Origin of the sequence: Methylocystis sp., assembly GCF_051061285.1 — a bacterium.
Taxonomy (GTDB): Bacteria; Pseudomonadota; Alphaproteobacteria; order Rhizobiales; family Beijerinckiaceae; genus Methylocystis.
Window position 1 is genome coordinate 157,809 of record NZ_JBPFEA010000040.1, and the last position, 18,501, is coordinate 176,309.

22 protein-coding genes and 1 pseudogene are annotated in these 18,501 nt (G+C 63.7%); 13 read left to right on the top strand and 10 right to left on the bottom strand.

Annotated features, from left to right (window positions below; genetic code table 11):
* Positions 1–5: 5 nt before the first annotated feature.
* On the bottom strand, positions 6–503 hold the full coding sequence (locus tag ACR65T_RS14780; protein WP_434497204.1) for a transglycosylase SLT domain-containing protein: 498 nt from the start codon (positions 501–503) through the stop codon (positions 6–8).
* Between the two features lie 158 nt (positions 504–661).
* On the opposite strand from ACR65T_RS14780, the gene ACR65T_RS14785 reads away from it, so the two are divergent.
* From ACR65T_RS14785 to ACR65T_RS14815, 7 genes and pseudogenes are all read left to right on the top strand, one after another.
* Positions 662–991: a DUF3175 domain-containing protein gene (locus ACR65T_RS14785; protein ID WP_434497243.1), complete on the top strand. Its 330-nt coding sequence runs from the start codon at positions 662–664 to the stop codon at positions 989–991.
* Between the two features lie 142 nt (positions 992–1,133).
* The gene (locus tag ACR65T_RS14790; RefSeq protein ID WP_434497205.1) at positions 1,134–1,388 is read left to right on the top strand and encodes a type II toxin-antitoxin system Phd/YefM family antitoxin; all 255 of its coding nucleotides are present in this window, start codon (positions 1,134–1,136) and stop codon (positions 1,386–1,388) included.
* Positions 1,385–1,810: a type II toxin-antitoxin system VapC family toxin gene (locus ACR65T_RS14795; protein ID WP_434497206.1), complete on the top strand. Its 426-nt coding sequence runs from the start codon at positions 1,385–1,387 to the stop codon at positions 1,808–1,810. Before ACR65T_RS14790 ends, ACR65T_RS14795 begins: the two co-directional genes overlap by 4 nt.
* 67 nt (positions 1,811–1,877) lie before the next feature.
* Positions 1,878–2,129 (top strand): type II toxin-antitoxin system Phd/YefM family antitoxin, encoded by a 252-nt coding sequence (locus ACR65T_RS14800; RefSeq protein WP_434497207.1) that lies wholly within the window; start codon positions 1,878–1,880, stop codon positions 2,127–2,129.
* Positions 2,130–2,146: 17 nt separating this feature from the next.
* A pseudogene (locus ACR65T_RS14805) lies at positions 2,147–2,323 on the top strand (hypothetical protein); the annotation flags it as partial.
* Between the two features lie 41 nt (positions 2,324–2,364).
* Entirely contained in the window at positions 2,365–2,547 is a 183-nt protein-coding gene (locus tag ACR65T_RS14810) for a PIN domain-containing protein (RefSeq protein WP_434497244.1), read from the top strand.
* Positions 2,548–2,625: 78 nt separating this feature from the next.
* Complete coding sequence (locus ACR65T_RS14815; protein ID WP_434497208.1) at positions 2,626–3,627, top strand: hypothetical protein; 1,002 nt, start codon at positions 2,626–2,628, stop codon at positions 3,625–3,627.
* A 156-nt stretch (positions 3,628–3,783) separates the two neighbouring features.
* On the opposite strand, the gene ettA is transcribed toward ACR65T_RS14815, so the two are convergent.
* Together ettA and ACR65T_RS14825 are read right to left on the bottom strand one after the other, a co-directional pair.
* Positions 3,784–5,436, bottom strand: a complete 1,653-nt coding sequence (gene ettA / locus ACR65T_RS14820) for an energy-dependent translational throttle protein EttA (protein WP_434497209.1) — start codon at positions 5,434–5,436, stop codon at positions 3,784–3,786.
* Between the two features lie 133 nt (positions 5,437–5,569).
* Positions 5,570–6,253: a hypothetical protein gene (locus tag ACR65T_RS14825; RefSeq protein ID WP_434497210.1), complete on the bottom strand. Its 684-nt coding sequence runs from the start codon at positions 6,251–6,253 to the stop codon at positions 5,570–5,572.
* A gap of 141 nt (positions 6,254–6,394) precedes the next feature.
* Here ACR65T_RS14825 and purD point away from each other — a divergent pair, with 141 nt between their 5' ends.
* On the top strand, positions 6,395–7,678 hold the full coding sequence (gene purD / locus ACR65T_RS14830; protein ID WP_434497211.1) for a phosphoribosylamine--glycine ligase: 1,284 nt from the start codon (positions 6,395–6,397) through the stop codon (positions 7,676–7,678).
* A gap of 43 nt (positions 7,679–7,721) precedes the next feature.
* Here the strand turns inward: purD and ACR65T_RS14835 are convergent, their stop codons facing one another.
* The 4 genes from ACR65T_RS14835 to ACR65T_RS14850 are packed head-to-tail and all read right to left on the bottom strand — an operon-like array spanning position 7,722 to position 10,077.
* Positions 7,722–8,330, bottom strand: coding sequence for a TPM domain-containing protein (locus ACR65T_RS14835; protein ID WP_434497212.1), 609 nt, complete (start codon positions 8,328–8,330; stop codon positions 7,722–7,724).
* The gene (locus ACR65T_RS14840; RefSeq protein ID WP_434497213.1) at positions 8,330–9,118 is read right to left on the bottom strand and encodes a TPM domain-containing protein; all 789 of its coding nucleotides are present in this window, start codon (positions 9,116–9,118) and stop codon (positions 8,330–8,332) included. The genes ACR65T_RS14835 and ACR65T_RS14840 overlap by 1 nt, the downstream gene beginning before the upstream one ends.
* A gap of 2 nt (positions 9,119–9,120) precedes the next feature.
* Positions 9,121–9,552 carry a transcriptional repressor gene (locus ACR65T_RS14845; protein WP_434497214.1) on the bottom strand — a complete coding sequence of 144 codons (432 nt, stop codon included), beginning with the start codon at positions 9,550–9,552 and terminating at the stop codon, positions 9,121–9,123.
* Between the two features lie 39 nt (positions 9,553–9,591).
* The gene (locus ACR65T_RS14850; protein WP_434497215.1) at positions 9,592–10,077 is read right to left on the bottom strand and encodes a hypothetical protein; all 486 of its coding nucleotides are present in this window, start codon (positions 10,075–10,077) and stop codon (positions 9,592–9,594) included.
* Positions 10,078–10,180: 103 nt separating this feature from the next.
* Here ACR65T_RS14850 and ACR65T_RS14855 point away from each other — a divergent pair, with 103 nt between their 5' ends.
* The 4 genes from ACR65T_RS14855 (at position 10,181) to ACR65T_RS14870 (ending at position 15,979) form a co-directional block, all read left to right on the top strand.
* A complete protein-coding gene (locus ACR65T_RS14855; RefSeq protein WP_434497216.1) occupies positions 10,181–11,419 on the top strand; it encodes an argininosuccinate synthase in 1,239 nt (412 codons plus the stop codon).
* A gap of 200 nt (positions 11,420–11,619) precedes the next feature.
* A complete protein-coding gene (locus tag ACR65T_RS14860; protein ID WP_434497245.1) occupies positions 11,620–12,684 on the top strand; it encodes a lysine-2,3-aminomutase-like protein in 1,065 nt (354 codons plus the stop codon).
* A 57-nt stretch (positions 12,685–12,741) separates the two neighbouring features.
* Positions 12,742–15,414 (top strand): DUF3772 domain-containing protein, encoded by a 2,673-nt coding sequence (locus ACR65T_RS14865; protein WP_434497217.1) that lies wholly within the window; start codon positions 12,742–12,744, stop codon positions 15,412–15,414.
* Positions 15,415–15,454: 40 nt separating this feature from the next.
* Positions 15,455–15,979: a CAP domain-containing protein gene (locus ACR65T_RS14870; protein WP_434497218.1), complete on the top strand. Its 525-nt coding sequence runs from the start codon at positions 15,455–15,457 to the stop codon at positions 15,977–15,979.
* A gap of 2 nt (positions 15,980–15,981) precedes the next feature.
* Here the strand turns inward: ACR65T_RS14870 and ACR65T_RS14875 are convergent, their stop codons facing one another.
* Entirely contained in the window at positions 15,982–16,191 is a 210-nt protein-coding gene (locus tag ACR65T_RS14875; protein WP_434497219.1) for a hypothetical protein, read from the bottom strand.
* Between the two features lie 122 nt (positions 16,192–16,313).
* Between ACR65T_RS14875 and ACR65T_RS14880 the strand changes: the two genes are divergently transcribed.
* A complete protein-coding gene (locus ACR65T_RS14880; RefSeq protein WP_434497220.1) occupies positions 16,314–17,405 on the top strand; it encodes a DUF2336 domain-containing protein in 1,092 nt (363 codons plus the stop codon).
* Between the two features lie 73 nt (positions 17,406–17,478).
* Here the strand turns inward: ACR65T_RS14880 and ACR65T_RS14885 are convergent, their stop codons facing one another.
* A complete protein-coding gene (locus ACR65T_RS14885; RefSeq protein WP_123175601.1) occupies positions 17,479–17,820 on the bottom strand; it encodes a DUF1491 family protein in 342 nt (113 codons plus the stop codon).
* 47 nt (positions 17,821–17,867) lie between these two features.
* Positions 17,868–18,491: a peptidoglycan-binding protein gene (locus ACR65T_RS14890; RefSeq protein WP_434497221.1), complete on the bottom strand. Its 624-nt coding sequence runs from the start codon at positions 18,489–18,491 to the stop codon at positions 17,868–17,870.
* Positions 18,492–18,501: the final 10 nt, after the last annotated feature.

The following is an 18,501-nucleotide window of genomic DNA, read 5'->3' on the forward strand; positions in this document are numbered from 1 at the left end:
GGCATTCACTGCGAGGCTGACGTCACCAGCTCGTCGAGCATCCGCTTGCGCTTCGCCTCATAGTAGTAGCCGCCGGCGTAAAGCTTGATCGCCCGGCCTTCGTCGCCGCCGCTGACCTTATAGGCGTTGGCGAGATAAGGCACCGCGAACGCAAGATTGGTGTCGGCGTCGAGAAGGCCGCTCGCCGGGCCGTCGTAGCCCATGTGCCGCGCCGTGTCGTGACGGATCTGCATCAGCCCCCAATAGGGTCCGTGCCGGGCGTGGGGATTGTAATTGCTCTCGCGGCGAATTGAGCGATGAATGAGCGATTCCGGAATGTCGTAGATGCGGGCGTAATGGGAGATTCGCGCATGCAGCGCGTCCTGGCCGGTAAGCTCGGTCGCCTTAGCGGCCTCGTCATAGGCGGCGGGCGCCGAAGCGACGGGCGAATCCTGCGGTGCGCAGCCCGCGAGCGGCAGAGCGCCGATGGCGACGAAGGCGGCGGCCCGGCGGAATAGTCTCATCAAAATTTCCCTCATTGGCCGCCCAGGGCCCAGCAGGGAAATCCGCCACGCGCAAATGGCGAATTCGTGGCGGTCACGCTTCGAGGACGTTGATTTCTGTGGGCGGCCGACTACCTGCCCAAGGGATTCTGACAAGCGCTCCTGAGATGAGGCGGATGATGGCGCAAAGGCAGCCGAAAAGCCGCGCGCCGGCAAAAAGTTCAAAGACGTCGACCAACTACTGGTCAGGCGAGGTCACGCGCCACAGCAACGCGCTCGATCTCGATGCGGGGGTATTCACTTGGGACGACCCCGCGAAGATCGCCCGCTCCCTCAAGCGCTCGGCGGAGGCGAGCCAGCGGCGCAAAGCGGACCCGTTCCGTTCCGCCATGTCGATGCTGACCTTCTACATCAACAGGGCCGGCAAGGATTTGCCCGACGCGCGCCGACAAGTGCTGGAGCAGGCGAAGGACGAGCTGCGGAAGGCGTTTGGGCGGACGCCCCATTGAGCGTGCATGGCGCCGATTTTGGCGCGGGATTTGGGACGGTATCGAAATTACTTTCCGGAGGTCGAACGGGTGGCGCCGTAACGCGTTGTGTCGCCGGAAATTATGTCCTATTTTCCGAAAAATGACCATTTTCGAGGCGGCCATGTCGTCCTACCCCATCGCCAAGGCGAAAGAACAATTATCCCGGCTGATCGACGAGGCGCTGGCGGGGGAGACGGTGACGATCACCCGTCACGGCAAACCCGTCGTCGAACTGCGCCCGAGCACGCCCGCCGAAGCGCCCAAACGAATGACGAAAGCCGACCTCGAATGGCTGCGCAAGCGACGTGACGCGCTGCCGCCGCTGGGCGAGGACGCCGTCGCTCTCATCCGCAGGATGCGCGACGAAGAAAAATGAGCGTTTATCTTGACGCGAGCGCAATCGTTCCACTGATTCTGCGCGACGCGCATACGATGAACATGGAGCAATGGCTTGCCAATGCGCGCGAAGAGCTCGTCGTCAGCGACTTCGCCGCACTTGAAGTTGCGGCAGTCATTTCTCGGCAGGTTCGTTCGGCGCGCATGTCCGAACAGCAGGCGTCGCTCGCGCTGGCGTTGCTCGACGATTGGTTAGCTCGTGCATCCACAAGTATTGAAACGGGCGCATCCGACCTCGCGCTCGCGGATCGTTTCGTTCGCGATTTCGCGACCAAGCTCGCCGCGCCCGACGCGCTGCATCTCGCGCTCGCCTCGAACCGAGGCTATCGACTGGCGACTTTCGATGCGCGGCTGGCGGCTGCGGCGGCGATGAGGGGGGTAAGGGCGGTTGCGCCGGGGTGAGGTGGCGCGCCGTTGCGTCGTGGGGCGGCGCGATCCTATATTGCAGATCAGCTGAACGAGGCGCGCTATGCCGAGCTATCCATTATCCACCGCAAGGGAAGAATTGTCCCGGCTGATCGACCAGGCTCAGAGTGGGCAGGTCGTCACGATCACGCGCGACGGCAAGCCAGTGGCCGAACTGCGCGCCCTCGAGGTCGCGCCGAAGCGGCGGTCCTCGGCGCATCTGATCGACGAAATCGCGGCGCGGGCGAAGCTACGGCCATGGCTTGGCAAAAGCGCCGCGGACCTCCTTCGTGAGATGCGCGACGAAGCTTCGTAAAGCTCTATCTCGACACGTCGTTCATCCTTGCCGTCGTTATCGATGACGCGCATTCGGAAAACGCGAGACGCAACTGGGACGCGGTATCGCCAAGCGCCTTCGTCAGCAATTTGGCGTCGATCGAATTCAGCGCGGTCGTCTCACGCGGCGTTCGAACAAAGGCGCTGACGAATGACGGCGACGAACGGCTCTAGATGATTTCGATCTGATTTGCGCGAGCTGCGGATCGTATGCGCTGGGCGGCGCCGATTTCGAACTCGCTTTGCGGCTCGTGCGCGATTTTTCCACCAAGTTGGCCACGCCGGACGCGCTGCATCTCGCATCGGCGATCAATTTGGAGGCGAGCCTCGTGACATTCGACGCGCGGCTTAAGGAGGCGGCGGCGATGAGAGGCATGCGGGTGGTGGAGTTGGAGTAATGGAGAAGGGCGGATGCGTGCAGGAAAGGACGACCCACGAAGTATCGAATTTAGGCGATTGTATCGCAAACTGAGGGATTGGGCCGAGACGACCCATCGGCCTTAAAAGCAAACGTATCCGACGATGAGGGTCTCAAGAAACTCTGCATCGATCTGCATTTCGCGAAATTTGTTATTCAGACTGACGAGCGCGGGCATCGAAAGCTATTTCGCGAACCGGTGGACGCTAAGTTCATCGCCGATTGGCGAGATTACGAAAAACGCTGGGACGCGATTCTGTCAGACATCGCTTGGGACGAAATCTGCATCGGCGTCGATTTGCCTGCGGTTCCCAACACCCAGGCAAAGGATCCATTTACGCTTCTTTGGCAAGCGGCTGATGAGGACGCGAGAGAAGCAGTGGCAGGATTTGACGCTGCAATGGAGCAAGCTGCTGATAGCGTTGCGGTTGGCGATTTTCCAGAAGGACATCCAGAGTCAATCGAGCGCGCAATTTTTGAGTTTCGGCAGCTGCGTCGTAAGGCGGGTCTGAATTTGAGGGGGATACTACGCCGAAGGGGGCTCGTTCCGGTAGTATTGATTCCCACTCATGTTGCTGGACGGCATGGCAAGCAACATGGGCCGCAGCCAGACAACAAAATTTCTCTTCTACTTCAACTTCAGCAGGCGCAAGAAGCTTTCGTTTTTGGAGTGCCTTTGGCCGCGATTTCGCTGATGCGAGCGCTCACGGAGCTTGTGCTTGTATATCACTATGATTTTTCGGCAGGAGATTTGGCTGACAAAATAAATCGCTTGTGTGATGAAAAGACAAAGAACCCGCTCCATAGGTTACGTAAGCTCGCAAACGACATTCTTCACTATGGAGATTCTCCGGCGAACGGTCGGGAGTCGGAATTCGAGCAGAAACGTCGCCAAGCGCACTTAGGTACGCTTGCGACGTATGCAGCGTCGTTAACTGATGGCGAACCTTCCCGAATTGAAGTCGATTTGATCGAGACAGAAAAAGACTTGATCTCGTATCTGCTTGCGCTGCGATACCTCATCGAAGAGGCGCCAACGCACGCAACCGCTCGCCGATAGGCGCGGAATCGGATGATTCCGCCTGCGGCGCCGAGAAACAATTCCCGTCATTGCGAGGAGCGAAGCGACGAAGCAATCCAGAACCCGCGGCGTTGCTCTGGATTGCTTCGCTTCGCTCGCAATGACGGCGAAAAGGAGCGAATTACGCCGCCGCCCTCACCGCGCGAACTTCTTATATTTCAGCCGGTGTGGAATGACGCTGTCGATTCCCAGGCGCCGCTTCTTGTCTTCCTCGTAATCGGCGAAGTTGCCTTCAAACCATTCGACATGGCTGTCGCCTTCATAAGCGAGAATATGCGTCGCGATGCGGTCGAGGAAAAAGCGGTCATGCGAGATGATGACGGCGCAGCCGGCGAAATCGACGAGCGCCTCTTCGAGCGCGCGGAGCGTGTCGACGTCGAGATCGTTGGTCGGCTCGTCGAGCAGCAGCACATTGGCCCCGCTCTTCAGCATCTTGGCGAGGTGCACGCGGTTGCGTTCGCCGCCTGAAAGCTGCCCGACCTTCTTTTGCTGATCGGCGCCCTTGAAATTGAAGGCCGAACAATAGGCGCGGCTGTTGATCTCGCGCTTGCCGAGATAGATCACCTCATTGCCTTCCGAGATTTCCTCCCAGACGGACTTGTTGGCGTGCAGCGCGTCGCGCGACTGGTCGACATAGCCGAGCTGCACGCTGTCGCCGATCTCGATCGTCCCGTTGTCGGGCTTCTCCTGTCCGGTGATCATGCGAAACAGCGTCGTCTTGCCGGCGCCGTTCGGCCCGATCACCCCGACGATGCCGCCGGGCGGCAATTTGAAGGAGAGATCGTCGATCAGGAGCGTGTCGCCATAGCCTTTCGACAGATGGTCGAAATCGATGACATTGTCGCCGAGACGCTCGGCCACCGGAATGACGATCTGCGCGGTCGTCGGCGCCTTGTCGTTCTGCTTGGCGACGAGTTCCTCATAGCGCTGAATGCGGGCCTTGCTTTTCGCCTGCCGCGCCTTCGGCGAAGCGGCGATCCACTCGCTCTCGGCTTCGAGCGCGCGCTGGCGCGCCTTGTCCTCGGAAGATTCCTGAGCCAGTCGCTTCTGCTTCTGCTTCAGCCAGCTGGTGTAATTGCCCTCGTAGGGGATGCCGCGGCCGCGATCGAGCTCCAATATCCATCCGGTGACATTGTCTAAGAAATAGCGGTCGTGGGTGACGATCAGGATTGCGCCGGGATACTGGCGCAGATGTCCTTCGAGCCAGTTGACGGTTTCAGCGTCGAGATGGTTCGTCGGTTCGTCGAGGAGCAGCATTTCCGGCTGTTCGAGCAGCAGTTTGCACAGCGCGACGCGACGCCGCTCGCCGCCCGAAAGCTTAGTGACGTCAGCGTCGTCCGGCGGGCAGCCGAGCGCGTCCATCGCCTGGTCGACCTGGCTGTCCAAGTCCCAAAGCCCTTTGGCCTCGATTTCGTCCTGGAGCTTCGTCATCTCATCGGCGGTCTCGTCCGAATAATTCATGGCGAGATCGTTGTAGCGATCGAGGACGGCCTTCTTGTCGGCGACGCCGAGCATGACATTGCCGCGCACGTCGAGCGTCGGGTCGAGCTGCGGCTCCTGCGGCAGATAGCCGACCCGCGCGCCCTCGGCGACGAAGCCCTCGCCAGAATATTCCTTATCGGCGCCCGCCATGATGCGCAGCAGCGTCGATTTGCCGGAGCCGTTGACGCCGAGGACGCCGATCTTCGCATCGGGATAAAAGGAGAGATTGATGTTCTCCAAGACCTTCTTGCCGCCCGGATAGGTCTTGCTGAGGCCCTGCATGTGATAGATGAACTGCCGCGCCATATCGCCTCGCAAAGAGAGATTGCGCTGTCTTTAGAGCATTTTCACTCCGGGAGGGAAGCCGTCTGGGACTTCGGCGAGGCAGAAAAATGCCCCCGACGGGCGGTCGGGGGCATTTATTCCACTGGCGTTGCGCTCAGGTTCGCATAAAGCTCAAAACCGTGGCGCTAAGGGTGCTGCCCGTGAGCACGATCGTGGAGCCGAGCGCGAGCAGCGCGACCAGGTTCAGGGTCAAATCGGCGGTGTTGCCGGCAAGCGCAAGAATGCCGAGGACGATTGCCGTCAGTCCTGCGAGCGCCTGAATGCCCGCTGAACCCGACGCCATTTCGCTCGCGAGCATCTCGGCGCCGACATGTTGCGATTGTCCGACCGTGGTCTCCATCTGGGCGGAGGCGCGCCGCAGCACATAGAGGCGCCATACGGCGTTGCTGCTCAGAAGCAGAGCGGTGCCAAAGCCGATCACGGCCACCGGCGACAGAACGGCGGCGCTGATGCCGAGAAGCGACAGGACGCCGAGCACTATACCGCCCGCGCCAACCAGAAAGACGAGCGCGAGGCTATTGCCGCCCATCTGCTCGATGGAAGAGGTTCGAACGCCGCCGGGAAACACGACTTGCGTATATTCCGACAGCATAGCTCCGCCTTGAATTAACAGTGCGACGCCAAACACGATCGTCGCGATCGCGACCATCATGGGGGGCGCAATTCCAACTAAACCGCAAATTACAAGGACGATGGTGGCGACGCCGCCTATGGCGTCAATGAGGCCGCCATAGGCGACCGCATTGTCATGCGATGCGATATCTCGGGTAATGGACATGTGGGACACTCCAGCCGCTAGCCCCCGGTCGGATAGCTAGCGGCGCTTATGCAACGGGCAAGCCTGGCAATTTCGGCAGCGGATTGCTTTTTGGCGTCTGTGCGCTCTAGAAGCGGAAACGAAGCAACCGGGCGAGCGTTGATGAATGTTCTTCTGATCGGATCTGGCGGTCGCGAGCATGCGATCTGCAACGCCCTAAAGAAAAGCCCGCGGCTGACGCGGCTCTATATCGCGCCAGGCAATCCGGGGACGGGTCGTGTGGGAGATAACGTCGAACTCGACATCGCCAACCACCCCGCCGTGATCGATTTTTGTCGCGAGGCGGGAATTGCGCTCGTCGTTGTCGGGCCCGAGCAGCCGCTGATCGGCGGTCTCGTCGACGAACTGGAGAAGCGCGGGATCCTCGTCTTTGGGCCGACGCAGGCAGCGGCTCAGCTGGAAGGCTCCAAAGGTTTTACAAAGGATTTGTGTCGCGACTATGGGATTCCGACCGCGAGCTATGCGCGGTTTGCCGCGCTCGAGCCGGCGCTGCGTTATCTGCGGGAACACGGCGCGCCGATCGTCGTCAAGGCCGACGGACTCGCCGCCGGCAAAGGCGTCGTCGTGGCTGGGACGCTGACGGAAGCGGAGCGCGCCGCGCAGGCGATGTTCGGGGGCGCGTTTGGCCTCTCGGGCGCGGAGGTGGTCATCGAGGAACGTCTCGAAGGCGAAGAGGCGTCGTTCTTTGCAATCTGCGACGGCGTTCGCGCGCTGCCTTTCGCGACAGCGCAGGATCATAAGCGGGTCGGCGAGGGCGACGCCGGGCCGAACACAGGCGGCATGGGCGCCTATTCGCCGGCTTCAGTGGTGACGCCAGAAATAGAAGCGCGCGTGATGGCCGAGATCATCGAGCCGACGATGCGCGCCATGCGCGACAAGGGCGCGCCCTTCAAGGGCGTGCTTTACGCCGGACTCATGCTGACGCAGGAGGGGCCAAAGCTCATCGAATACAATTGCCGTTTCGGCGACCCCGAGGCGCAAGTCATTCTGCCCCGTCTCGAGGGCGATCTTCTCGAGCTGATGCTTGACGCCGCGCGGGGCAAATTGCCTCAGCAGCGACCGCGGTTTTCGCCGTTCGCGGCGCTGACGGTGGTGCTGGCGGCGAAAAACTATCCGGGAACGCCGATGACCGGCTCGGAAATCCGCAATTTGGAAAGCGCCGAAGCCGTCGAGGGCGTCACCATCACCCACGCCGGCACGCGCGAGGAAGGCGGACGCCTGCTCGCCGCCGGCGGGCGCGTGCTGAATGTCACCGCGATGGCCGGAAGCGTCGCCGAGGCTCAAGCGCGCGCCTATGCGGCGGTCGACCTCATCGATTGGCCGGGCGGGTTTTGCCGCCGCGACATTGGCTGGCGGGAAGTCGCGCGCGAACGAAAGGCCTGCTGAGCGCGGGCGACGGATAGGCCGCCCGGCTAAGGGGCGCGGCCCGCTACATCACGTAAATCTTGTCCGGCAGTTCGTCGCCGCTCGCGCCGGGCGGCGCATGTTTCGCCAAGAGTCGCGCGCATTCCTCGATCGCCGCGACAAAGCCGTCCGCTGCTCTCTCGCGCCGTATGTCTTCCAGCAGCAGATCCAGCGCGCCCTGCCATTCGTCATTACTGATCTTTGCGGCGATGGCCTCGTCGGCGACAATGCGCGCATAACGCTCTGCGAAAGAAACGAATATGAGCACGCCCATGCGCGCCTTGGTCGCCGAAACGCCGCGCGAGAAAAATTGCTCGATCGCCTCGCGCGCGGCGCGGGCGCGCTTCACGGCGCGCGGCGTCAAGAAAAAGCGCACCGGTCCCCATGAAACGACGAGCGTCGCAACGATAAAGATGGCGATCTGCGCCGCAAAAATCTCACGAGGCGAAATTTCGGTGAAAAGCAGCATGGGCCAAGGCGACGCTAGCGCGATAAATGCGCCCCAGAGCGGCGGCACGAAGGCGTAATCGGATGAGCGGCGCGCCAGCACGCAGACGATCTCGCCGGAGGTTTTTTCTTCGGCTCGACGAATAGCCTCCGCGATGCGCTCGAAGTCGTCCGCCGTGAGCTGCATCACCAATCCCCCGAAGCGCCGCCGCCGCCGGACGAGCCGCCGCCGCCGGAAAAGCCGCCGCCGTCTCCAAAACCGCCTCCCCCTCTCCACCCGCCGCTGGAATCATCCCCCCAGAAGCCGCCGCTCGGGGGCAGCACGATGATCGGCGGTCCGCCGCGCCTGTAGCGCCGGTCGTACGGTTGCCGGCCGCGCGCGCTACGCGCCATCCAGACCACGATGAACAGAAACAGGGCGAAAAAAATGAGCGGGGAAAGCTCATCGAAGGTCGTGGACTGCGGCCCTCGCGCGCGTTTCGTCCATTCGGCGGAATCGCCAGAGAGCACTTCGATGATCCCCTCGACGCCGCGCTCGATCCCGGCGCCATAGTCTCGCGCTTTGAATCGCGGCGCCACCGCGCTCGTCAAAATGATCTTCGACAGCGCGTCGGTGAGCGTTCCTTCCAGGCCGTAGCCGACTTCGATGCGCATTTTGCGCTCGTTCGGCGCGACAAGGAAAAGAACGCCATTGTTCTTTTTTGCTTCACCGAGCTTCCATGCGCGAAACAGGCCATTGGCATAGGTTTCGACGTCCAGCCCGTCCAGCGAATTGACCGAGGCCACGACGAGCTGAATGCCGGATTTATCCTCGAGTTCCTTCAGCTTTGTCTCGATCGCGCTTTTCGTCGAAGGGGCAATGATATCGGCTTGATCGACCACTCGACCGGTCAGCGGCGGATAGTTCGCCGCCGCAAAGGCCAGCGAGGCGATGAAAAAGAGGAGCGGCGCAAGCCAGCGCGTGGCGCCGGCCATCGCTATTTGCCTTCGCATCGGGCGCAGCGCCCGGCGATTTCCACGACGCGCGTGCGGGCGCTGAAATGCGCCGCCCCGACGAGCGCCGCGAGTTCGCGGGCGAAGCCTGGCGACGTCGCCTCTTTCACCTCGCCGCATTGCTCGCAGATGATGAAAACCACCGGCTCCTCGGCCTCATGCGCGTGGCCGCAGACGATATAGGCGTTTTTTGACGCAAGCCGATGCGCGAGGCCGTTGTCCATGAGATAGCCGAGCGCGCGATAGACGGAGACGGGCGCGGGCCGCTTGCCCTCTTCGTCGGCCATGAGGTCGATCATCTCATAAGCGCCGACCGGCCGGTTCGCTTGCGTGAGAATGTCGAGCGCTCGGCGGCGCGCGGGGGTCAGGCCGGCGACCTTGGACCGTGAGGGGTTTTTCGTCGAACGGCTGCTCATTGCGTCAATTTAGGGGGCTCCGACGTAAAAAACGAGGCTTTAGCGCTTGGCGCAGGCCGCGGCGAATTTCTTGAATTTCTCCGTCGCGTCGGCGAGGGGCGCCGTGCGCTTCGCCCCGCCGATGGCGATGGCGAGCGTTTCCCCGCCGGCCATCGCCGCGAAGATCGGGTCTTTCGCCGGCAGCCGCCCTTCGAAGCTCGGCACGCCGGCTTCTTCATTGGGGACGAGCTTGCCGGCGACCTTCGCCGTCTTTTCGCCGACGGAAAGGATCGCCGTCGCCTTGTCTCCCGCTTTAAGCTTGTCGCTGGTTTCGGCGATCCAGATTTTGACCAAGCCGCTCCCTGGCGCGCAGGTGAAGCTCCCAAGGCTGTCGTCGCTCTCCGGCACCCCATAGCCAAGATAGATGCTGTCGGCGTTTTTCTCCTCCAGTCCGCCGAGCGTCCATACGCGCTGGTCGGTTTGCGCGCACAGGCCCGTCAGCCCCAGGAAAGAAAGGACGCCCGCCAGGGCGAATGTTCGCTTCACGCCGTTTCTCCTGCGCGGACGTGGGCCGCGTCGCGCCGCCTTGCGCTCGGGCCCGCGGCGCCTATAGTCCGCGCGCAATCGCCCCCGCCGAGCCAGAGCCAAAATGACCCGCCAGAAAAAAGAAATCAAACGCGTCGTCCTCGCCTATTCCGGAGGGCTCGACACCTCGATCATTCTGAAATGGCTGCAGACGACCTATGGCGCGGAAGTCATCACCTTCACCGCCGATCTCGGTCAGGGCGAGGAGCTCGAGCCCGCGCGCGAGAAGGCGCTGCTTCTGGGCGTGAAGCCTGAAAACATCTTCATCGAAGATCTGCGCGAAGAATTCGTGCGCGATTACGTCTTCCCGATGTTCCGCGCCAACGCCCAATATGAGGGGCTTTATCTGCTTGGCACCTCGATCGCGCGTCCGCTCATCGCCAAGAAGCAGATCGAGATCGCGCGCAAAATGGGCGCCGACGCGGTCTGCCATGGCGCGACCGGCAAGGGCAACGACCAGGTGCGGTTCGAACTCGGCTATTACGCGCTCGAGCCCGATATCACCGTGATCGCGCCCTGGCGCGAATGGGACTTCGTCTCGCGCGCCGATCTCATCGCCTTCGCCGAAAAGAACCAGATCCCGATCGCCAAGGATAAGCGCGGCGAAGCGCCGTTCTCGACCGACGCCAATCTTCTGCACACGTCTTCGGAAGGCAAGGTGCTCGAAGATCCGACCAACGAGACGCCCGATTACGTCTATTCGCGCACCGGCAATCCCGAAGATGCGCCGAATGAAGGGCAATATGTCACGATCGACTTCGAGAAGGGCGACGCCGTCGCCGTGGACGGCGTCAAGCTTTCGCCTGCGGCGCTTCTCGCCAAGCTCAATGAGCTGGGGCGTCTTCACGGCATCGGGCGATTGGATCTCGTCGAAAACCGCTTCGTCGGCATGAAGTCGCGCGGCATGTATGAGACGCCCGGCGGCGCGATTCTGCTCGTCGCGCATCGCGGCATCGAGAGCCTGACGCTCGACCGCGGCGCCGCGCATCTCAAAGACGAGCTGATGCCGCGCTACGCCGAACTGATCTATAACGGCTTCTGGTTCGCGCCGGAGCGCGAGATGCTGCAGGCCGCGATCGACAAGAGCCAGGAGCATGTTACGGGCAGGGTGCGCATCAAGCTCTACAAGGGCTCGGCGACGCTTGTCGGTCGCGAAAGCCCCTGGTCGCTTTACGATCAGGACCTTGTCACCTTCGAGGAAGGCGGAACCTACGACCAGCGCGACGCGGAAGGCTTCATCAAGCTCAACGCGCTGCGGCTGCGCACGCTGGCGAAGCGCGCCGCGCGCGGGGCGAAGCAATAACGGACCGCGCGGATGAGTTTTTCGCGGAACGCTTGACGCCTCCCTCTCCCGCGGAGCGGGGGAGGGTAAGGGAGGGGGAATATATTCGAGCCGAGCGCACACCGCATCGCCCCCTCTCCAACTCTCCCCCGCTTCGCGGGAGAGAGAACGCTTGCGCGGCGGAGAAACGCTTGCCGCTGGATCAAAACGCAGCTGCGCTCATGCGCGCGCCGTCGCGCACGCTTACCTCGATCGCCGATCTGGTTGACGCGCGCCTCATGAGCGAGGTCAACGGTCTCGATCAGGTGGCGCAGCGCTACAGCATCGCCGTCACGCCGGAAGTCGTGACGCTGATCGACCGCGCCGATCCGAATGACCCGATTGCGCGACAGTTTATCCCCGATCTTCGCGAGGCCGCGACGACGCCGCAGGAACGCGCCGATCCGATCGGCGACGACGCGCATTCGCCGCTGCCAGGGCTCGTGCATCGCTATCCCGACCGCGTGCTCTTGAAGCTGCTGTCCGTCTGTCCCGTCTACTGCCGTTTTTGTTTCCGGCGCGAGACGGTCGGCCGCGGCAAAGGCGATCTGCTGCCCGAGCGTCATGTCGCGGCGGCGCTCGACTACATCGCGCGGCGACCACAGATTTTCGAAGTGATCCTCACTGGCGGCGATCCTTTGATGCTGTCGGCCCGTCGCCTCGGCGCCGTGTCGCGCCGCCTCGCCGAGATCCCGCATGTGCGGCTGTTACGCGTCCATACGCGCGCGCCGACGGTCGCGCCCGATCTCGTGACACGCGATCGGCTTGCCGCGCTTCGCGAAAGCGGCAAGACGCTTTTCGTCGCCTTGCATGTCAATCATGCGCGCGAATTGACCGAGCCGGCGCGCGCGGCGATCGCTCAGCTGCACGAGGCAGGCGCAGTCCTTCTCTCCCAGACCGTGCTGCTCAAGGGCGTCAATGACAATGTCGACGTCTTGGAGCCGCTGATGCGCGATTTGGCAGGTTTGGGCATTCGGCCCTATTATCTGCACCACCCAGATCTCGCGCCGGGGACCGCGCATTTTCGGCTCAGCCTGGCGGCGGGCAGGCGAATCTACGCAGAGCTCTCGCGCCGCGTGACCAGCGTTGCGCTGCCGGCCTATGTGCTCGACATCCCCGGCGGGTTCGGCAAGGCGCGGGTCGCTGAGGGCGCCGCCGCGCCGGACGGGCAGAGGGGATGGACCGTGGTCGACCGGAACGGCGACAAGCGGTCCTACCGCGACGAACTCGAACCGCCGCAAGATTGACCTTTCGCCCGCGTGCTCGAACCGATTTGATCGGCCCGCTCCACTCAAGGAACGCATGTGCGCATACTGACGCTCCTGATCGCCATCCTGATTGCGACGCTCGCCGCCCCCGGACTGCGCGCCGACGAAGCGCCGGCTTCGATCGAACAGTTCAACGCGCGGCTCGATCGCGCGCGCGCCACGCTGGACGAGGTGCAGAAGGCGCTTGAGCAGCCCGAGCTTTCCGACGCCATGCTGCGCAGTCTGCGCGCGCGTATCGAACCCTTGCCCCAAGAACTGGAAGAAACGATCGAAAAGCTGACGCCGCGCCTTGCCGCGATCGAAGCGCGGTTGAAGGAGCTTGCGCCCGCCGCCGCAAAACCCCAGGAGCCGCCAAAAGAGGCTCCGAAAGCGACCGAGAAGCCGGCGGAGCCCAAGCCGCCGGGCAAACCCGCTGTAAAGAACGGCGTCGCGAAGCCGCCGCCGGCGAGAGGGCCTCCGGTCGCCGCGCCCGAAGCGACGCCGAACGGAGCCGATTCTCCCGACGCGGCCGCGCGCGTCAGCGCTGACGCCGAACTCGAAGAGCAGCGTCGTCTTTACGACGCTGTCGATGCGACTCTGAAACGGGCGCGCGCCATGTTGCTCGAGACCCGGCAGGTCGCCGTAACGATTGTCGCGCGCCAGCGCGGACTCTTTGCGAAGAATCTATTTCTGCGCACGAACGGTCTATTCTCGCCTTCGCTGTGGTGGGCCGCGCTCGACGGCGCGCCCGCCGCGATCAGCGATTCCGCGAGCTTTCTTTCCGACCGAGCGGCGAATGTCGTAGATCGCCTCAACAGCGGCCGACGCGCGCAGTTTTTCGCCGTGATTTTTCTGATCGCGGCGAGCGTCGCCTTGGCGCTCTTCATGGCGCGGCGTGTCGCCCGGCGTTCCGAGGACGAGTCCGCTCCGACGCCTTTGCGCAAGGCCGCCGCCGCCGGACGGACGGCGCTCGTCATCGCGGCCGCGCCGGTCGCGGCGGTCGGAGCGTTAAGCCTCGCCTTCGACGCCTACGACCTTATCGACGCCGCGCTCGAACCGATCTGGCGACGCTTCGTCGAGGGCGTGGCGCGAATCGCTTTCGCCTACGCCATCGCGCGCGCGGTTCTTGCTCCCTCGCATCCGAACTGGCGGCTGATCGATCCCGGCGATCGGCTTGCGAAACGTCTCACGCAACTCGTCACGCTGGCGGCGCTGACTCTTTCCGCAGCACGCTTCCTGGAGCAATTGGAAGAGTCGGTGCAGGGAGGACTTTCTCTCGTGATCGTGACGCGCGGCCTCGGCGTTATGATCGTCGCGGCGCTCATCGCCATCGCCCTCTTCAGTCTGCCAAGCCGAGTCGAAATCGAGGAGGGCGCCGCTGTCGCCACCCCCGAGGGCCGCGACTGGATGAGCGCCGCGCGTTTCTTCGGCGCTCTTATCGTGCTCGTGCTCGTGGGGGCGTGCGCGGCCGGCTATGTCACTTTCGCCAATTTCGTCATTCTGCAGATCGGCTGGACGGCGGCGGTCCTGGCCATCCTGTATGTCGTCGTCACTCTTTCGCGCGGCGGCATCGAGGCGGCGCTTGCGCCGACGAGTATCCTCGGTCGTAAAATGATCAGCGGTCTTGGCGTGCGCCGTGAGCAGCTCGCGCCGCTCGCCGTGCTCCTGTCCGGCATTGTCACGCTGCTCTGTTTCCTCGCCGCGGCGTTGGTGGCGCTCGCGCCGCTCGGCTATGAGTCGGGCGATTTCCTGGGCAATGTTCGCTCGGCGTTCGTTTCCTTCAAGATCGGCGACGTCACGATCTCCCCTTCGAGCGCGCTTGTGGCGATGCTGCTCTTCGCCGCGGCGCTTGCCGCAACGCAGGGACTGCGGCGCTGGCTCGACACGCGTTTTCTGCCGCTCACCCGGCTCGATCTCGGTTTGCGCAACTCCATCAGCGCGACGCTCGGCTACGCCGGCTTCATTTTCGCGGCGGCGCTCGCACTGTCCTATGTCGGGCTCGGGTTCGAAAAACTCGCGATCGTCGCCGGCGCCCTCTCGGTCGGCATCGGCTTTGGCCTGCAATCGATCGTCAACAATTTCGTTTCCGGCCTCATCCTGCTCTGGGAGCGCGCCATTCGCGTCGGCGACTGGGTCGTGGTCGGCGACGAGCAGGGCTATGTCAAACGCATCAATGTCCGCTCCACCGAGATCGAGACCTTCGATCGCGCGACGATGATCGTGCCGAATTCGAATCTCGTCGCGGGCGTGGTGAAGAATTGGCTGCGCGGCGACAAGGTCGGCCGCATCAAGATCGCCATTTCGCCCCATGCCGGCGTCGATCCGGAAAAGATGCGCGACGTTCTTCTTGCCGCTGCGCGCGCGCAGGAAGGCGTTTTGCGAATCCCCGCGCCACAGGTGATGTTTCTCGGCATAGAGGCGAACGCCTTCAAATTCGAACTTTGGTGCTACGTCGAGGACGTCGAGCAGTCCGTGCGCGTGCGCAGCGATCTGCACTTCGATCTTTATCAGCGGCTCAATGAGGCCGAGATTTCGATCGGCCTGGCTGCAGCGGCGGCGCAGACGATCGTTCACATGCCACAGTTCACGGAACTCGCTGCCGCTGCCGCCGCGGGCGCCCTTGCAGTCGAGGCCAATCGGACGCGCGACAAGAGCGAAGATGAGCAAACCGAACGGTCCGAGGCCTCTAACGAGGACGCCGCGACGTCGGACGACGCGCAAGCAAAGTAACTCCTCGCCATTCACTGTTTCTCAAAGAATGAGGAGCGAGATGCGCTTAATGTTTCCGTCGCCTCTTCCTCGCATCGCCATTCTCCTGGCGCTCGGCATGCTTGCCGGCTGCAACGCCGGGCCCGAGCCGGCGAGCCCGGCGGCGGAGTCAGAGCCGCCGATGTATCGCTCTCTGGCGGCGGCCGGCGCGCGCGTCGATCCCGTGACGGCGCGCGACATGATCTCGCTTTATCGACGCAACAGCGGGCTCGGCGCTCTGACGCTGGATGACGGGCTGCAGCGCGTCGCGGAGACGCAGGCGCGGGACATGGCGCAAAGTGGGGATCTTGCGGCGCGCGGCGAACTCGGCGACCGCCTCGCCGGCGCAGGCGTTCAAACGCCGGCCGCCGTGGAGAACGTATCGGCGGGCTATCGCACGCTGGCGGAGGCTTTTTCCGGCTGGCGCGATTCCGCGCCGCATAATGCGCGCATGCTGGATAAGCGGGTGAAGCGGATGGGCATCGCGACGGCGTACGCGGCCGGGGCGAAATATAAGGTCTATTGGGCGCTCGTTCTTGCCGACTGAGGTCAGGCGCGGACCCGGCGCCTGCGCTTGCCGCCGCCCGGCGGCGCGCCGCATGATTCCGGAGCGGGCTTCGCCGCTTCATTGACGAGAGCGTCGTCCACCCGCACATAGCGCACGCCGAGAAAGAATAGGATCTGCGCGTCGCGCTGCTGCACGTCGTTGCGTATCGACGCCCCCCTCGTGCGCGGCTGGAAGGCGATGACCTTCCCCATGGCGATTTCTCCAAGCTCGTTCCGCCGACGATGAATCAGCCGTCCCTGACGATTAGGAATTGGCGAGGGTTAATGCTCCGTCAACGACCGGATGCTAAATTTTCTGCGAGTTGCGTAAGAGTTTGAGCGGTGAAGTGATGGGCGCCGATAGGGAACAGCGTCGGACGGTCGACGCGTCGCTGCTTCGGACGGTCGTCGATCAGTTTGTCGAGCGATCGATGCATCCGATGGCCGACATTCGGCAGTTCGAACAGCTCGCGCTCGGGCTCATCGACATTGTCGATGCAGAAACAGTGGCGCGCGCGGCGCTGCCGCTCTGCTTTCATCCCGAAACGCCCGCCTCGATTTTCGCGCGTCTTTTCGACAAGGGCGGCGCTGCGGCCGCGCTTGCCTTTCAATTCGCGCCTAAGCTCGCGCAGCGGGACATGATCGCCACCGCCGAGCAGGGGCCGGCGCAATTCGCGGCGGCCGTCGCCCGCCGTCGCGACCTCGATCGGGAGACGATGCTGGCGCTTGCCTCGCGTCCCGAGAGCGAGGTGCTTCGCGCGCTCGCCGGCAATCTCGCCGCGCATTTTGATTCGGCGTCCCGGCGCGCATTGGTCCTGGCGGCGCGCGATGATCTGACGCTCGCGCGCATGTTGCTCGATCGCGACGACCTGGACCTCGATCCAGAACCGCTTTTCCTTGCGGCGAACCGGCTCGAGCGCACGGCCATCGTGCTCAACGCCTGCCGCCAAATATTGGCGAGCGGCGCGACCGAAGCGCCGCTTCGCGCCGACGGCGCTCTCGTCGAGAAACTGGAAGCCGCGGCGCAACGCCATGATCGCAAGGCGATGGCCGCGCTCCTCTCCGAGGCGCTCGAGTGCCGAAAGGATCGGGCGCGCGCGCTCGTCGTCGATCATCTCGGGGAGGCGCTCGCTCTGGCGCTCAACGCGATCGGCGTCCCGCTCGAATCGGCGACGCGCATTTTTCTTTGCGCCGAGCCTGGCATTGCCCATGACGTCGAGGTCGTGCGGATGTTGCTCGGCGTGATGCGCTCGACGCCGCAGCGGGCGGCGGCGCGCATCGTGGGCGCAATGACCGGCGCGGCGCGATCGGAGCGTGAGAATTCTCGCCGTGCGGCGCGAGAAGATCCGGGCGCGCTGACGCGCCGCCGCGCGGCGCCGCAGCAGTCATTGGCGCGGCCATCGCGCAAATTCGATCAATCCGCTTAGAGCGCTTCCCGATCGCAAGGAATCACGTGATCGATAAGGAATTGCTCAAAATCGAAATGTTGGAGCGAGTTCTCTAAGCGGCGAGGTCGACGAACACGCGGCCGTCGGGATCCTCGATCTCGACGATCCAAAGGTCCGGGTCGAACATGATCTCGCGCTTGAGCCTCTGCTCGGCGTCCGCCGGATCGAGCCAGTCGCCGGCGTGGACGCGCGCGAACAGCCGATCGACTCCCTCCGGCGGCTCTTCGCTCTGCGGGGCAGGGCCATAGACCGCGGCGCGCCCGTCAAGCCGATCAAGCTTGACAAAAATCGCGCCGGCCTCGGCGGCCCCGCGCCGGCGCAGCATGGCGACCGCGCCTTGCACCTCAGCCCGGCGGATCAGCGCGGAGACGAATATGTCGGACCTCAGTCGCATGGGCGCAAACTAGCGCTTGAGCGGCGTGATTGTCGAACGCGCGCGGCTCAAGGGAGCGGGACGTGGGAGCGCGCCGCGAGCTGCTGCAGCAATTTCGGCGTGATCCGGCCTTTGACCGGAAGGCCGGCGTCGCCCTCGAACTTCTCCAAAGCATGGCGCGTCGCGCCGCTGAGAACGCCGTTGGGGCGCACCACGTAGCCGAGCTTCAGGAGCGCGCGCTGCGCATAAAGAACGTTCTTGTCGACAGGCGCAGTCTTGTCGGCGCTGGCCGCCTTGTCGGCTTTGTTGGCCTTGTCGGCGCTTGCCTTAATCGGTGGCGGCTCGCCGACGATCAGCAGGCCGATCGCGTCCCGCTTCTTGTCCGCGGCGTGCGGCGGATCCGCTTTCGCCGGCGCGACCTTGCCCCAGTCGGGGCTTTTGGCGACGTCAAGCTTTTCGATCTTGCTGGCGATGAGGTCTTTCGGCGTGGCGCGCGCGGGGACATTCGCGTCTCGCTCGATCCGCGCGGATTCAATCACGGCCGGCCGTCGCGCCGGCGGCGTCGGCGCGCCCAGGACCGCGTTCGAAGGCGGAGACGAGAAGAGCGGCGCCGGATGTCGTCCGTCCTGGAGGAACAGCGCGTTCATGGGCACGCCGATCGCGGCCACGGCGGCGATGCCGAGGATAAGCATGACGCCGATC

Coding starts and splice junctions, on each gene's coding strand:
- ettA (WP_434497209.1), bottom strand. CDS start 5,436: ATGGCGCGGCAGTTCATCTATCACATGCAGGGCCTCAGCAAGACCTAT.
- ACR65T_RS14890 (WP_434497221.1), bottom strand. CDS start 18,491: ATGCTTATCCTCGGCATCGCCGCCGTGGCCGCGATCGGCGTGCCCATG.
- ACR65T_RS14845 (WP_434497214.1), bottom strand. CDS start 9,552: ATGAGCAGCCGTTCGACGAAAAACCCCTCACGGTCCAAGGTCGCCGGC.
- ACR65T_RS14840 (WP_434497213.1), bottom strand. CDS start 9,118: ATGGCCGGCGCCACGCGCTGGCTTGCGCCGCTCCTCTTTTTCATCGCC.
- ACR65T_RS14785 (WP_434497243.1), top strand. CDS start 662: ATGGCGCAAAGGCAGCCGAAAAGCCGCGCGCCGGCAAAAAGTTCAAAG.
- ACR65T_RS14835 (WP_434497212.1), bottom strand. CDS start 8,330: ATGCAGCTCACGGCGGACGACTTCGAGCGCATCGCGGAGGCTATTCGT.
- ACR65T_RS14795 (WP_434497206.1), top strand. CDS start 1,385: ATGAGCGTTTATCTTGACGCGAGCGCAATCGTTCCACTGATTCTGCGC.
- purD (WP_434497211.1), top strand. CDS start 6,395: ATGAATGTTCTTCTGATCGGATCTGGCGGTCGCGAGCATGCGATCTGC.
- ACR65T_RS14790 (WP_434497205.1), top strand. CDS start 1,134: ATGTCGTCCTACCCCATCGCCAAGGCGAAAGAACAATTATCCCGGCTG.
- ACR65T_RS14780 (WP_434497204.1), bottom strand. CDS start 503: ATGAGACTATTCCGCCGGGCCGCCGCCTTCGTCGCCATCGGCGCTCTG.
- ACR65T_RS14885 (WP_123175601.1), bottom strand. CDS start 17,820: ATGCGACTGAGGTCCGACATATTCGTCTCCGCGCTGATCCGCCGGGCT.
- ACR65T_RS14800 (WP_434497207.1), top strand. CDS start 1,878: ATGCCGAGCTATCCATTATCCACCGCAAGGGAAGAATTGTCCCGGCTG.
- ACR65T_RS14825 (WP_434497210.1), bottom strand. CDS start 6,253: ATGTCCATTACCCGAGATATCGCATCGCATGACAATGCGGTCGCCTAT.
- ACR65T_RS14855 (WP_434497216.1), top strand. CDS start 10,181: ATGACCCGCCAGAAAAAAGAAATCAAACGCGTCGTCCTCGCCTATTCC.
- ACR65T_RS14870 (WP_434497218.1), top strand. CDS start 15,455: ATGCGCTTAATGTTTCCGTCGCCTCTTCCTCGCATCGCCATTCTCCTG.
- ACR65T_RS14875 (WP_434497219.1), bottom strand. CDS start 16,191: ATGGGGAAGGTCATCGCCTTCCAGCCGCGCACGAGGGGGGCGTCGATA.
- ACR65T_RS14860 (WP_434497245.1), top strand. CDS start 11,620: ATGCGCGCGCCGTCGCGCACGCTTACCTCGATCGCCGATCTGGTTGAC.